Raw genomic sequence first — 13,711 nt, forward strand, 5'->3', positions numbered from 1 at the left:
GTTCGTCGGGCGGGCCGGCTCGTTGCTTGTCGGTTCGTCCTTCGATGCGGTCGCCGCGCGGGGCGGTCCCGGCCTCGCGTCAGGGTTGGTTGTGATCCGGGCGGGCGTGGTCCAGGCTCGCCGGGCGCAGCGAAGCCCGGGCGAGCGCGATCGCCTCCGCCAGCACCCCGGGATCGCCGACCTCGTGGGCGAGGATCAGCACGAGCCGCGCGTTGAGCGCCGCGCTCTCCTCATCGCTCAAGGCGTGATGCGCGCGGATCAGGCTCTCGTAGACCTCGTCCGCCCGCCCGGCGAAGCCGTCTCCCTGTCTGAGCAAGGCCGTCATCACGCCGCCTCCCGAACCGCAGTGCCGGATCGTCCGCTCGCCCGGGCGAGCGCCGCAGCCACCTGCTCCGCGTCGATCTCCGCGAAGCGGGCCGCGACATGCGCGTCGGGCCGGATCAGGTAGGCCGCACCCGGCTTGGCGCCGTAGCGCAGCCCGGCGATGCCCTCGGCGTCGAGCAGCACCTCGGCCCCCGGCACCGCCAGCGGGCGCTCGGCGACGACGACGCTGCGCAACGAGGCCACGAGGCCCTGAAGCCGGCCGAGATCCGGCGCCTCGGCGCCAGCGAAGACCAGCAGCGTGAACGGCCCGCCGAGCTGGTCGAGCAGCCATCCGGCACGGCCGGAGGCGTCGACGACCGGCGCGTCGATGCAGGGATCGCCGGGATGGAGGCCCTCGGCCTGCGGGTCAGGATCCGGGGTCTGGAGCGACATCCCGGCGAGGCGGCACGGCCGCGACAGGCGGCCGGCATTGAGGAGCGAGCGGGCGAAGGGCGACGCGGCGGCGAGATCCAGCACCCCGTCGCGAAAATGCCGCTCGGCCTTGGTCTTCGGCGTCATGAAGTTGGTGGTGCGGCTCGAATTCAGGATGTTCTCGTCAGCAGCATGACCGCGCTCCTCGTCATAGGTCGCGATCAGGCTCTCCGGCGCATCGCCGCGCAGCACCAGTGCCAGCTTCCAGCACAGGTTGTCGGCGTCCTGGATGCCGCCATTGCCGCCCCGCGCCCCGAAGGGGCTGACCACGTGGGCGCTGTCGCCGACGAACACCACGCGGTCGTGCACGAAGCGCTCGAGCCGGGCGCAGCGGAACGAGTAGACCGAGCACCATTCGAGGCTGACCGGCGTGTCCTCGCCGATGACGGCCCTGACGCGGGGCATCACCCGTTCCGGCTGCCGCTCCAGCTCCGGGTCGGCCTCGGGGCCGAGCTGGAAATCGATGCGGAAGACGTCGTCGGGCTGGCGGTGCAGGAGCGCGCTCTGCCCGGCATGGAAGGTCGGCTCAAACCAGAACAGGCGCTCGGTCGGGAAGTCCGCCTTCATCTTGACGTCGGCGATGAGGAAACGCTCCTCGAAGCGCTGGCCGGGGAAAGGCAGCCCCATCCGGGTCCTGATGGCTGAGCGCGCCCCGTCGGCGGCGATCACCCATTCCGCGTCGAGGCGGTAGGCGCCGTCCGGCGTCGCGACGTCGAGGCGCACGCCTTCCGCGTCCTGCGTCAGGCCCGTGACCTCGTTCTTCCAGCGCAGCTCGATCAGCTCCGGAAAATCCGCCGCCCGCGCGATCAGGTAATCCTCGACGTAGTATTGCTGCAGGTTGATGAAGGCCGGGCGGCGGTGGCCGCTCTCGGGCAGCAGATCGAACCGGTAGAGTTCCTGGTCGCGGCGGAAGACGCGGCCCACGCTCCAGGTGACGCCCTTGTCGACCATGCGCTGGCCGAGTCCGAGCCGGTCCCAGATCTCCAGGGTGCGCTTGGCCCAGCAGATCGCCCGGCTGCCGGTCGCCACGGTGTCGTCGTCGTCGAGCACCACCACCGGCACGCCGCGGGTCGCCAGGTCGATGGCGCAGGTGAGGCCGACCGGCCCGGCACCGATCACCACGACCGGGCGGCGGCGGCCCGGCTCGGCCGCCTCGGGCGGTGGCGTGTAGGCGAAGCGAGGATGAGCGGTCATGAGCGCGTCCTGGGCGTTTCCTCAAGCGGGACGGTGCGCCCGGTGGATCCGGGCGTCGTTCGTCTGTGGGCGAGGCTGAGCAGATTTCGCAAAAGCGGCAGCCGGGTTTGCGACGAGACTCTGCGGCAAGACAAGGATCCAAGCGGACGAAGCATTGGCTTGCCGACGCAAGTCGGCTTGGGCGTCAGCCTTCCAGCGCCCGCCACATCTCGATGTCGCGTTCGGCAGTCCAGATCCGGGGCGTATCGATCCCCTTCGCCTCGTCGTAGGCGCGGCTCACGTCGAACGGCATGCAGTGCTCGAAGATGACCCAGTGCCCGTATGTCGGCCGCATCTCGCTCATCGCCCGGTCGTAGACGGCCTTCAGGTCGTGCCCGGCGGCCACGCCCTCGCGGGCGATGGCGTAGAGGTCGCGCAGGAAGGCGCGGGTGCCCTCGATCCCCTCGCGGATCCGGTCGGGCGTCGTCAGCGCCTCGCCGCGGCCCGGCACCAGGGCGACGGGACCCAAGGCCTCCAGGCGGTCGAGGGTGGCGGGCCAGTCCTGGAAATGCGCGTCGCCGCAATAGGGCGTGGCGCCGTACTCGACGAGGTCGCCGGAAAACAGCACCTTTTCCTTCGGCAGCCACGCGATGGTGTCGCCGGCGGTGTGGCCGCGCCCGGCATGGATGATCCGCACCTCGCGCGAGCCGAGCCACAGGGTCATCTCGCCGTGGAAGGTCAGGGTCGGCCAGGTCAGGCCCGGGATCTCCTCGCGCCCGCGGAAGAGCCGCGGGAAGCGCTGGATCTCCGAATCCATGTCCTGCTGCCCGCGCTCGACGATCATCGCCCGGGCGACGTCGCTGGCGATCACGTTGACCCGGTCCGGATAGCCGGCGACGCCGAGCACCCGCACGGCGTGGTAGTGGGTGAGCAGCACGTGACGGATCGGCTTGTCGGTGACCTCGCGGACGCGCCGCACCAGGTCGCCGGCCATGCGCGGGGTGGCGCGGGCATCGATCACCAGCACCGAATCGTCGCCGATCACGATGCCGGAATTCGGGTCGCCCTCGGCGGTCAGCGCATAGACGCCCGGCGCCAGCTCCGAGAAGGTCTCCTGCTTCTCGACGAGGTCGGCCTGGCTGGCGAAACCCTTGCTCATCTGGTTCTCCTCCCTCGTCATCCTGCCACGTGGCCGCCGCCGCTCGTGCCGCAAGCCCGATCAAGCCATGAGGAGCATGGTCCCGGCCATGCATGTCGGCGTTGCAATGTCGCGGCGGCTGTGCTTGTTGCGAGTGCAACCATTCCTAATCAGTTGCGACTGCAACTGTCAAGCGGGGTGGACCCTCGTTCCGAAGCCGCGCCATCGCGACCGAGACATGTCATGGACCGTTTGGATCTGGACCGATTGGATTTGTTGAGCTTCGTGCCGTTCCGGCTCAATCGCCTCGCGGCCGAGTTCAGCAACGCCCTGGCGGCCGACTACGCGCGCTTCGGCATCGACATCCCGGAATGGCGGGTCATGGCGACCTTGGGGATGCATGACGGGCCGCGCAGCGCCAATTACGTCGTGCGCTGCACCCGCACGCACAAATCCCGTATCAGCCGGGCGGTGGGCCAGCTCACGGAACTCGGTTTCGTCGAGAAGCTGGAAAGTGACGACGACCGCCGCGAGATCATGCTTCAGCTCACGCCGAAGGGCCGGGAAGTCTACGCGGAGTTGCTGCCGCTTCTCCTCGCCCGCGAGGAGAAGCTTCTGTCCTGCCTGAGCAAGGAGCAGGTGAAGGCGTTTGGCGATATCCTGCTCAACCTAGAGCAATCGCTGGGCCTGATGAACTGCCAGCAATGATACGAACATGGCCGTGACCATGTGTCGAGCGGATACCTGGTCCCATATCAGGTGCAACGGTAGCGGATCACACACGAAGTTGGATCGAAAAAGACACCCCTGGCCATCGGCCAGGGGCCGGGTTCAAGACTTCGATCGCGCCAAAGGGTGGCGCGTGTTTCGGTTTTCTGCGCCACGTCTTTCCATCCACCGATTTATCGTTGCGGCGTCTGACGGTATGACGCTCAAGAGGCGGACCTCATGGTGCTTGCCAATCAAGGACACCCTCGCTGTGCTCAAACAGGTTTAATGCAGCCGGACGATCATCGCTGACGTGACGAGGCGGGAGCGCTCCGCAGATCGGTACGGGCCGGTCAGGCCTTGGCGATCGCGATAGTGCTGTCGTCCATGGCGAGGAAGCGGATACCGGAGCGCCGGAGCGCCGGAGCGCCGCGATGGCGCTGTGATGCGATCGATGCCCTTGCGGGCCCGCATTCTCTTCCAGGCGCTTGACCGTCGACAGCGACAATCCGCTGGCCTGGGCGAGCGTCGTCATCGACCAGCCGAGCATGGCGCGGGCTGCTCGCAGGTGATGGGCCCGCACCCCCTGTTCGAGCCCGTCGCGCAGCGTGCCGACGATCGGGGGCGAGCCCATGTCCGACCGGTAGGACAGGCCAGCTCGGCCGACGATCACTCCGCGCTCGTCGCGGACGGGCACCGACAGGATCCTGAATGGCTGCGGGCCGTGGCGGCGTAGGTGCACCTTCGCCATCACCTGGAACATGGATCCAGCTTGATGCTGCTGAATGGCATGCTCGATGAACATGGTGCGATCCTCGGGGATGATCCTCACCGTGGCGTCCGCGTTGATCTCCTCGAGGCTTCGTCCGAAGGCGAGCGCCGCTTCCGGCGGGAAGTCGAACTTCATATCGAGGCTGATCGGCGTGTAGAGGAACCCGCTATGCGTGAACAGCGCTCCGCGGTGCCTCCGCTCGATGAGGTGCGCCCGGGCGAGGGCGTGAGGGTTCGTAATGTCGATGACCACGCCATCCGCCATGCGGGGCCGTCCGTCCGGCGTCCAGCGAATCTCCGTTCGACTATCGAGAGTCCGGATCGTGCCATCGGGCCGGATGATTCGGATCCTGGCATTGGGCAGGGCTACGCCGTGCCGTATCTCGCTCGCTGTCGCGAGCGCCGCTCGATCCTCCGGGTGGATGAGGCTGGCGAAGGAGCCGTAATGTGGCTTCGTCGTCCGCCGGTTCAGCCCGAGCAGTCGAAACAATCCGTTCGACCAGACTTGCGTCTCGGTTGTGAAGTCCCATCGCCAGCTGCCGAGCAGGTCGAGATCATTGATCAATCGATCGAAATCCGGAGAAAAGAAGTTAAGCTCGGAAACTGTCACTGAGGTCCCAATATACTGTGTCTCGCACGCGAGCATTGATAGTGGAATAAATTTCACTAATCAAGTGGCCGCGAGCTGGCAAATAAGTCTGTTAGCTCATGCGCTGGGTCGTCCTGATCGAGGCCGTGCGGTCGCCCCGCGCCTGCATCCGGGTGTCCGCCCCTCGACATTGCCGTGCATGTAATTGGCAAACTGGTTCGGCAATGGCCGGATAGATCCAATAATATAAGTAGAAATAGACGTTTTGTCCTATAATTTTAATAAATATACAAAAATAGTAATAAATATACACACGGATAATAAATTTCTGAAATATTATTTATTATAGTAATCAATCTTGCAAATCATGATTTATATAACAAGACACTCATCGGCTCTCTCGTATGGAAATCTTATTCCATATTTGAGATTGAAATTTCGCCGCACATTCCAATAGACGGATATTTAATCCATTGGACTATGCTCTTGATCATGATGGCCGCGGCAATCCCTCATCGTGCTCGGAAGGCATGGCGGGCGCCGTGCGTGGAGAGGCGCGCGAGACCGTCCGTGACTGCGGCGACGAAGACCGGATTCGCCGGCAGGTCGGTCCCGAAGACCTCGCGGACGGCGAGCAGAGCCGGGGCGAGGCGTTCCGGCACCGGCCCGGCCTCCTCGGCGATGGCGCGCAGCCGGGCGCTCAGCGGATCGCGCACGTCGATCGCGCCCCCGCGCTCGTCGCGGCCGGTGACGTAGCGCATCCAGGCCGCCACCGCGAGGGCGAGGCGGGGGAACGGCGCGCCGGCGGCGAGGCGGTCGCGCACGGTGCCGAGCAGGCGCTGCGGCAGCTTCTGCGAGCCGTCCATGGCGATCTGCCAGGTGCGGTGGCGCAGGGCCGGGTTGGCGAAGCGCGCAAGCAGCGCGCGTTCGTAGGCCGGGAGATCGACGCTCCCCGGCATGCGCAGGGTCGGCCGCACCTCCTCGCGCATCAGCGCCGCGGCAAAGCGCGCGCAATCCGGCTCGGCCACGACCTCCGCGATGGTCTCGAACCCGGCGAGGTAGCCGAGATAGGCGAGCGCCGAGTGGCTGGCATTGAGAAGCCTGAGCTTCATCAGCTCGTAGGGCGCCACGTCGGCGACGAGCTCGGCGCCCGCCTCCTCGAAGCGGGGGCGCCCGGCGGGGAAGCGGTCCTCGATCACCCATTGCGAGAACGGCTCGGCCATCACCGGCCAGGCATCATGCAGCCCGAGGGCGGCCGAGACCTCGGCCCGGTCGGAATCGGTGGTGGCCGGCACGATGCGGTCGACCATGGTCGACGGGCAGGCGACCTCCCCGGCGAGGTAGGCCGCGAGGTCCGGATCGCGCAACCGGGCGAAACCCGCCAGCACGCCCGCGACGGTGTGGCCGTTCGCCGGTAGGTTGTCGCAGGACAGGACCGTGAACGGCGCGAGGCCGGCCCGGCGGCGGCGCGCGATCGCCTCGACGAGGAAGCCCGGCAAGCTGCGCGGGGCGTGCGGATCGCGAAGGTCGGCCAGGATGTCGGGGTGGTCCTCCCGGAGCGCAGCCGTGGCCGGGTCGTGGCAATAGCCCTTCTCGGTCACCGTCAGGCTGACGATCCGGGCCGCCGGGTCCGTGAGGGCCGCAAGCACCGCCTCGGGCTCGCGCGGGGCGACGAGGAGCCGGCGCACCGCGCCGACGACCCGCAGCCGCTCGCCCGCGCCGGAGCGGGTCGCCACGGTGTAGAGCCCGTCCTGGGGTGCGAGCGCCGCTGCGGTGTCGGGGGAGCGCAGGCTGACGCCGCAGACGCCCCAGCCGGTCTCGCCGGCGGCGAGGCGGTCGTCGATGCAGACGGCCTGGTGGGCGCGGTGGAAGGCGCCGATGCCCAGATGCACGATGCCGATGGTCGTCGCGGCGACATCGTAGGCCGGCCGGGCGACGGAGGCGGGCAGCCGGTCGAGGGTCGCGCGGGAGAGGCGGGGCGGGGTCACAGCGGCCAGCCCCTTGAGGAGGCGAGCGCCGTCATCACGCCGCGCAGCTCCGCCAGGCCCTTCAGGCGGCCGACGGCGGTATAGCCCGGGAAGGACGTCTGGCCGAGGTCGCCGAGGAGCGCGTGGCCGTGGTCCGGGCGCATCGGGATGCGCCAGCGCGGATCGCCGGCCTCGCGCCGCCGCGCCTCCTCGGCGAGGAGCACGTCGACGAGCGCCACCATGTCGGTGTCGCCGCCGAGATGGTCGGCCTCCATGAACGAGCCGTCCGCCTCCTTCGCAACGTTGCGCAGATGCGCGAAGTGGATGCGGCCGGCGAAGCGGCGCGCCAGAGCCGGCACGTCGTTCTGCGGACCGGCCCCGAGGGAGCCGGAGCACAGCGTGATCCCGTTCTCCTCCGCATCGATAGCGCCGGTGACGAAGGCGAGGTCGTCGCCATCCTTGACGATGCGGGGCAGGCCCATCAGCGGCCGCGGCGGGTCGTCGGGATGGATCGCCATGCGGATGCCGACCTCCTGCGCGGTCGGAATCACGGCGCGCAGGAACGCCGCGAGGTTGTCCCGCAGGGTCGCCGCATCGATGCCGCGGTAGCGGTCGAGCATGCGGCGCAGCCCCGCGATGTCGTAGCGGTCGAAGGCGCCCGGCAGGCCCGCCATGATGGTGGCGAGCAGCCTGTCCCGGTCGGCCTCGGTGCTGGCCTGGAACCAGGCCCGGCCGCGCGCCACCACGTCGGCCGGGTGGTCGGCCTCGGCCCCGGGCCGGTCCAGCATGAAGCAGTCGAAGGCCGCGAATTCGTGCGCGTTGAAGCGGAGCGCCGTGCCGCCGCCCGGGAGCGGGTGGGCGAGCTCGGTCCGGGTCCAGTCGATGACCGGCATGAAGTTGTAGCAGATCGTGGTGATCCCGCAGGCCGCGAGGTTGCGCAAGGAGGCGCGGTAATTCGCGAAGAGCGGTTCGAGGTCGCCCTCGCCGAGCTTGATGCGCTCGTGCACCGGCAGGCTCTCGACCACGCTCCAGCGCAGGCCGAGGCTCGGATCGCCGGTGATCTCGGCCCGGCGGCGCTCGATCTCGGCGACGGGCCAGATCTCGCCGTAGGGGATGTGGTGCAGGGCCGTGACGATGCCGGCGGCGCCCGCCTGGCGGGCCTCCCGAAGGCCGACGGCGTCGTCGGGCCCGAACCAGCGCCAAGTCTGTTCCATGTCGCCTGTGGTGCTCCGCTGTCGCCGCTCCCTGCCGAGGTGGCTAGAGGTCGGCCTGGATGAGGTCGGGGTGGCGCGCGGCGAGGTCGCGGGCGACCTTGAGCACCTCCGCCATGTGGCTGCGCATCGCCGCCTCGGCCGCCGCGGGATCGCGAGCGAGCACCGCCGACAGGATGGCGCGGTGCTGGCCGATGAGGACGTCGACCGGGGTGACGGCCGGCAGGCTGAGGTAGCGGACCCGGTCGAACTGGGCCTTCTCGCGCTCGATGATCGCCCAGACGCCGGACAGGCCGGTGGCCTCCGCGAAGGCGCGGTGGAAGCGGTCGTCGCAGAGGGTGAACCGCTCGGGATCGTCGCGGCACTCGGCCTGCTCGGCGAGCAGCGCCTCGGCCAGGGCAGGCAGGCCGGGCGGCACGCCGCGCTCCGCGGCGCGACGCACGATGGCGATTTCGAGCGCCTCGCGCACGAAGCGCGCCCGCTCCATGTCGGACAGCGAGATCCGGCCGACGAAGCTGCCGCGTTGCGGCAGGACCTCGATCAGCCCGTCCTCGATCAGTCGGATCAGCGCCTCGCGGACCGGCGCCCGGCTGGTGCCGAAGCGGGCGGCGAGCTCGTTCTCCGACAGCTTCTCGCCCGGGCGCAGCCGGAGCGCGATGATGTCCCGGCGCAGGGTCTCGTGGATCGTGCGCCGGTCCGGCGGTCCGGCCGGCTCGTCGCGGGCGGTCCGGTCCGCCGCCCGGCTGCTCGCGCGCATCGCCAAGGTCCTCTCTCGCAAGATCCCCTCCCTCACAGGAACCCGATGGAGATCCAGGGTATCAGCGTGATCAGCATCAAGGCCACGAACAGCGCTGCCAGGTGCGGCCAGGCCCGCTTGATCGCCACGTCCGGCGAGACCCGGCCGATGGCGCAGGCGAGGTAGAACCCGACGCCGAAGGGCGGGGTGAACAGGCCGAAGCCCATCGCGAAGACCGCGATCATCGCGTAATGGACCTCGTTCACCCCCATCTGCCGGGCGATCGGGAAGAGCAGGGGCCCGAACAGCACGATCGCCGGCACACCTTCGAGCACGCTGCCCAGAACGATGAAGGCGAGGGCCGAGACGACCAGGAAGCCGGCCTGACCGCCCGGCACCAGGCCCATGAGGGCGACGAGCTGCTGCGAGAAGCCGGACTGGGTCAGCGCCCAGGCTATGGCGGTGGCGGCCCCCACGACGAGCAGGATCGCGCCCGACAACGAGGCGGTGTCGACCAGGACCGGGTAGACGCGCCGCCACTCGAACCGGCGATAGACGAACACGCCGACCAGCACCGCGTAGACGACGCCGATGGTCGAGACCTCGGTGGCGGTCGCCACGCCCTCGACCACGGCGGTGCGGATCACCACCGGCAGGCCGAGGCCCGGCAGGGCGACCAGCAGGAGCCGGCCCTTCTCGCCCCAGGTGAAGCGGCGGGCGGAAGCGAGGTCCTCGCCCCGGCTCTGCCACCAGACGACGGCGCAAAGGGCCAGCATGCCGACCAAGGCCGGCATCAGGCCGCCGGTGAACAGGGCGGCGATTGACACGCCGGTGACCGAGCCGACCGTGATCAGCACGATCGAGGGCGGGATCGTCTCCGACATCACCGCGGAGGCCGAGAGCAGCGAGGTCAGGTCGCCCTCGTGGTTGCCGCGCTTCTTCATCTCCGGGAACAGGGCCGGGGCCACCGCCGCCATGTCGGCCGCCTTCGCGCCCGAGATGCCGGAGACGAGGTACATCGCCCCGAGGAGCACGTATTGCAGGCCGCCGCGCCGATGCCCGATCAGCGAGACCAGGAAGGCGATCATGCCCTGGGCCAGCCCGGAGATCTCCATCAAGGCGCCGAGCAGCACGAAGAGCGGCACCGCGAGCAGGATCAGGTGGCTCATCCCCTCCTCCATCCGGCTCGGCACGATCGAGAGCGGGATGGTGGTCGAGAAGGCGATGTAGCAGACGGTGCCGACCAGGAACGCGAAGGCGATCGGCATCCCGATCGCCATGGCGGCGATGACGAACAGGACGAAGAAGATCGCGAGGCTGCCGTTGCCGAGATCCTCGAACCACGGCGCCAGCCACAGGAGCAGCCCGTAGGCGGCGGCCACCGCCGCCAGCGCCGCGCCGATCTGGATCCAGGTCGCGTGCTGGATCAGCCGGTCGATCGCGGTGAGCAGCATCAGCCCGGCGCCGACCAGCATCGCGGCGCTGCGCCAGCCCTCGCTCACCTGCAGCACCGGGGTGAGGCCCACCACCCGTTCCTCGTAATGCTCGAGGCTCGGCATCACCAGCCCGAGCAGCAGGGCGGCGACCAGCATGAGGGCCAGCGCATCGAGCCAGGCGCGGCGCTCCGGGCTCAAGCCCCGGATGAAGGCGGTGAGCCGCATGTGCTCGCCGCGCCGCAGGGCGATCACCGCGCCGAGCATGGCGAGCCACAGGAAGAGGATCGCCGCGAGCTCGTCCGACCAGGCGAAGGGGTGGGCGAACAGGTAGCGGGACGCCGTGCTGGTCCCGAGCAGCGCCACCTCGGCGAGCACCAGCAGGGCGGCCGCCGCCTCGGTCGCCCGGGCGATGCCGCGATCCGCCGCCCGGAACAGCCGCGTGCCGGCATGGACCGGCTGCGCCGGCCCGGATGCGGCGGCGTCGGCCCGGCCGAACTCGGAGATCTCGATCTGCATGGCGTGTCCTTCCCAGGCCCGAACGTGCCGTGCCGCTCAGAGCGGGCCGGCATAGGTCTCGAGGAGCGCCCAGGGCTCCGGCCCGAACTTGCCCTTCCAGTCGGCATAGAACCCGGCCTTGCGCAGGACCTCGCGGAAGGGCTGCTTGTCGGGCCGGCCGAAGGCGACGCCCGCCTTGGTGATCGTGGCGACCAGCTCCTCGTTGAGGCGCAGGATGTCCTCCCGCTCCTTCAGGGCCGCGTCCGACAGCGCCTGCGTGACCGCGGCGCGGATCGGCTCCGGCATCGCGGCCCAGCGCTTGGCGTTGGTGAAGATGTGGTGCCCGTCCCAGATGTGGCCGGTCAGCGCGACGTGCTTCTGCACCTCGTAGAGCTTGGCGCTGGAGATCAGCGCCAGCGGGTTCTCCTGCCCGTCGACGATCCGCGTCTGGAGCGCCGCGTAGAGCTCGCCGAAGTTGATCGGCGTCGGGGCGGCGCCGAGCGCGCCGAACATCGTCACCCAGAGCTGGTGGCCCGGCACGCGGATCTTGAGGCCCTTGAGGTCGTCGGGACCGGTGACGGCCTTCGTGGCCGTGGTGATGTTGCGAAAACCGTTGTCCAGCATCCGGTCGAAGACGTGCAGGCCGACCTTGGCGAACTGCGCCCGGACATGGGCGCCGAGCGCGCCGTCCATCGCGGCCCAGACCTTGGCGTAGTCGTCGAACGCGAAGGCGACCGCGTTGATGCCGCCGACCGGCACGATGGTCTGGTTCACGCCCGAGGTCGACATGAAGTCGAGGGCGCCGGAGCGCACCTGCGAAAACATGTCGGCCTCGCCGCCGAGCTGGCTGTTGGGATAGACTTGGAGGTCGACCTCGCCGTTCGTGGCCTTGGCGATCGCCTCCGCCGCCTCGCGGATCCGCACCGCGCCCGGATGATCGGCCGGGAAGGCCGTGCCGTAGCGCAGGCGGTACTTCGCCCGCTGCGCCCGGGCCGGCGCGGCCGCACCCCCGGCGAGACCCGCCGCCGCCAGCCCGGCCGTGAAGCTCCGGCGCGAGACCGCTCCCCGCATCGTCATCCGTTCCTCCCTCGATTCCAGGCCCGCCCCTCTCCCGGGGCGCGGTGCCGACAAGTCTGCTTCCGCGCTACTGCGTGAAGTCGAGCTGCACCTTGAGGGTGCGCTCGGGGTGCCGCTCGACGAGGTCGAAGGCCGCTCGTGCCTCCCTGGCCGGGAAGGTCTGGGTGATCATCGCGGCAGGCGTCAGCCGGCCCTCGGCGAGCCAGGTGATCACCTGCGGCATCAGGCGCCGGTTGAGCCTCGAGCCGACCAGGGTCAGCTCCTTGCGGACGATCTCCTGCTGGCTCACCGGGCTCGGCGCGGGCGAGAAGCCGAGGAGGCCGATCCGCCCGGCGGGGCTGACGATCCGGCACGCCTCGTCCAGGAGGGCCGGCACCCCGGCCCCGTCGACGATCAGCGTCGGCCCGAGGCCGTCATTCTCAGCTGCGACCCTCTCCGGCACGCTCTCGGCGCCGGCCTGGATGACCGCGTCGGCCCCGAACGCTTCCGCGACCGCGAGCCGCGCCGGATCGAGATCGGCCAGGATGCAGCGGGCGCCGTGCAGCTTGGCGACCTGCAGCACCGTGATGCCGACGGTGCCGGCGCCGTAGACCAGCACCGTGTCGTCGGCCGAGATCCCCGTCCGGGACAGCACGTTGGCGGCGACCGAGAGCGGCTCGGCCAGCGCCGCGATCTCCGGGGCGAGGTCGTCCGGCACCGCGAGGCAGTTGATCGCCGGGACGGTCAGGGAATCGCGAAACCCGCCGTCGCGGTGGACGCCGAAGACCTGGAGGTTGGCGCAGACGTTCGGGCGGCCGATCCGGCATGGATAGCAGTTGCTGCAGGCCACGACGGGATCGACCACCACCCGCTGCCCGACTTTCAGCCCGGCGACGCCGGCGCCGAGCGCCTCGATCCGCCCGGCGAATTCGTGCCCGATCACCCTCGGATAGCGGGCGAAGGGGTTCGAGCCGTGCAGGATGTGGAGGTCCGAGCCGCAGATGCCGGCGCGCTCGACCCGCAGCAGCACCTCGCCCGCCGCCGGGGCGCCCGGCTCCGACCGGTCGGAGACCGTCAGGGCGTGCGGCGCCTGAACCGAGATCGCGACCAACCGCTCCTCCCGCCTCTCTTGTTGACTAGTCGACAAGTATTGCGCGGACGATGCGGCGTCAATCGGGCATCACGCGGGGGCGGTCGGATCGTGCCGGGTCGGTGCGGCTTGCTCAGCACAGGCGGATCGGCCGCCATGCACCCATCGCTTGCCGAGGTTGCGAACGCGCAGGGCCCGATCGTCGCGAAGCCTGTTCGATACCGCACCGCCTTCGAGCGGACTTGCCCGAAGGCGGTGGCCAAGCCCGAATGGGCGCCGGCGCTGATGCGCCGGACGCCTTGCCATCGACGCGTCGATGGCAAGGCGCGCTGGTATGACAGATCGAAATCCCTTCCCGCTCACGACCTCATCCTGAGGTGTCAGTCGATCGGAAACCGGCTGGCCTCGCTGGAGGGCTCCAGAGTTCGCAGAGATGTCTGGAGACTTCCTTCGGCGCCGCTGCGAGCGGCGGCACTCGAGGATCAGGTCGCGGGTTGGAGAGGGACGTTTCGCAACACGATGATCGTGAATCAGGCAGGCTCTGGA

The 13,711-nt window shown here is 69.4% G+C and carries 11 protein-coding genes; 1 reads left to right on the forward strand and 10 read right to left on the reverse strand.

Annotation, left to right across the window (positions count from 1 at the left end; genetic code table 11):
• Positions 1–79: 79 nt before the first annotated feature.
• The 3 genes from DA075_RS30545 to DA075_RS30555 all read right to left on the reverse strand — a co-directional run bounded on the left by DA075_RS30545 (position 80) and on the right by DA075_RS30555 (position 3,127).
• Positions 80–325: a DUF2783 domain-containing protein gene (locus DA075_RS30545; RefSeq protein WP_099956940.1), complete on the reverse strand. Its 246-nt coding sequence runs from the start codon at positions 323–325 to the stop codon at positions 80–82.
• On the reverse strand, positions 325–1,989 hold the full coding sequence (locus DA075_RS30550; RefSeq protein WP_099956941.1) for an FAD-dependent oxidoreductase: 1,665 nt from the start codon (positions 1,987–1,989) through the stop codon (positions 325–327). The genes DA075_RS30545 and DA075_RS30550 overlap by 1 nt, the downstream gene beginning before the upstream one ends.
• Positions 1,990–2,173: 184 nt before the next feature.
• On the reverse strand, positions 2,174–3,127 hold the full coding sequence (locus tag DA075_RS30555) for an MBL fold metallo-hydrolase (protein ID WP_099956942.1): 954 nt from the start codon (positions 3,125–3,127) through the stop codon (positions 2,174–2,176).
• A 222-nt stretch (positions 3,128–3,349) separates the two neighbouring features.
• Between DA075_RS30555 and DA075_RS30560 the strand changes: the two genes are divergently transcribed.
• Entirely contained in the window at positions 3,350–3,814 is a 465-nt protein-coding gene (locus DA075_RS30560) for a MarR family winged helix-turn-helix transcriptional regulator (RefSeq protein ID WP_099956943.1), read from the forward strand.
• A 238-nt stretch (positions 3,815–4,052) separates the two neighbouring features.
• Here DA075_RS30560 and DA075_RS30565 read toward each other — a convergent pair whose 3' ends face one another.
• From DA075_RS30565 to DA075_RS30595, 7 genes are all read right to left on the reverse strand, one after another.
• Positions 4,053–5,195: a PAS domain-containing protein gene (locus DA075_RS30565; protein WP_164712568.1), complete on the reverse strand. Its 1,143-nt coding sequence runs from the start codon at positions 5,193–5,195 to the stop codon at positions 4,053–4,055.
• A 491-nt stretch (positions 5,196–5,686) separates the two neighbouring features.
• Entirely contained in the window at positions 5,687–7,171 is a 1,485-nt protein-coding gene (locus DA075_RS30570) for a mannitol dehydrogenase family protein (protein ID WP_099957533.1), read from the reverse strand.
• The gene (uxuA, locus tag DA075_RS30575; protein WP_099956945.1) at positions 7,159–8,355 is read right to left on the reverse strand and encodes a mannonate dehydratase; all 1,197 of its coding nucleotides are present in this window, start codon (positions 8,353–8,355) and stop codon (positions 7,159–7,161) included. The genes DA075_RS30570 and uxuA overlap by 13 nt, the downstream gene beginning before the upstream one ends.
• Before the next feature lie 43 nt (positions 8,356–8,398).
• On the reverse strand, positions 8,399–9,109 hold the full coding sequence (locus DA075_RS30580; RefSeq protein WP_123834518.1) for a GntR family transcriptional regulator: 711 nt from the start codon (positions 9,107–9,109) through the stop codon (positions 8,399–8,401).
• 32 nt (positions 9,110–9,141) lie between these two features.
• Positions 9,142–11,040 carry a TRAP transporter large permease gene (locus DA075_RS30585; protein WP_099956947.1) on the reverse strand — a complete coding sequence of 633 codons (1,899 nt, stop codon included), beginning with the start codon at positions 11,038–11,040 and terminating at the stop codon, positions 9,142–9,144.
• Positions 11,041–11,076: 36 nt separating this feature from the next.
• Positions 11,077–12,096, reverse strand: a complete 1,020-nt coding sequence (locus DA075_RS30590) for a TRAP transporter substrate-binding protein (RefSeq protein ID WP_099956948.1) — start codon at positions 12,094–12,096, stop codon at positions 11,077–11,079.
• Positions 12,097–12,163: 67 nt separating this feature from the next.
• Complete coding sequence (locus tag DA075_RS30595; RefSeq protein ID WP_099956949.1) at positions 12,164–13,186, reverse strand: Zn-dependent oxidoreductase; 1,023 nt, start codon at positions 13,184–13,186, stop codon at positions 12,164–12,166.
• Between the last annotated feature and the right edge of the window lie 525 nt (positions 13,187–13,711).

The organism is Methylobacterium currus, from assembly GCF_003058325.1.
In the GTDB taxonomy this organism is placed as follows: Bacteria; Pseudomonadota; Alphaproteobacteria; order Rhizobiales; family Beijerinckiaceae; genus Methylobacterium; species Methylobacterium currus.

Coding starts and splice junctions, on each gene's coding strand:
- DA075_RS30585 (WP_099956947.1), bottom strand. CDS start 11,040: ATGCAGATCGAGATCTCCGAGTTCGGCCGGGCCGACGCCGCCGCATCC.
- DA075_RS30555 (WP_099956942.1), bottom strand. CDS start 3,127: ATGAGCAAGGGTTTCGCCAGCCAGGCCGACCTCGTCGAGAAGCAGGAG.
- DA075_RS30560 (WP_099956943.1), top strand. CDS start 3,350: ATGGACCGTTTGGATCTGGACCGATTGGATTTGTTGAGCTTCGTGCCG.
- DA075_RS30550 (WP_099956941.1), bottom strand. CDS start 1,989: ATGACCGCTCATCCTCGCTTCGCCTACACGCCACCGCCCGAGGCGGCC.
- DA075_RS30590 (WP_099956948.1), bottom strand. CDS start 12,096: ATGACGATGCGGGGAGCGGTCTCGCGCCGGAGCTTCACGGCCGGGCTG.
- DA075_RS30545 (WP_099956940.1), bottom strand. CDS start 325: ATGACGGCCTTGCTCAGACAGGGAGACGGCTTCGCCGGGCGGGCGGAC.
- uxuA (WP_099956945.1), bottom strand. CDS start 8,355: ATGGAACAGACTTGGCGCTGGTTCGGGCCCGACGACGCCGTCGGCCTT.
- DA075_RS30580 (WP_123834518.1), bottom strand. CDS start 9,109: ATGCGCGCGAGCAGCCGGGCGGCGGACCGGACCGCCCGCGACGAGCCG.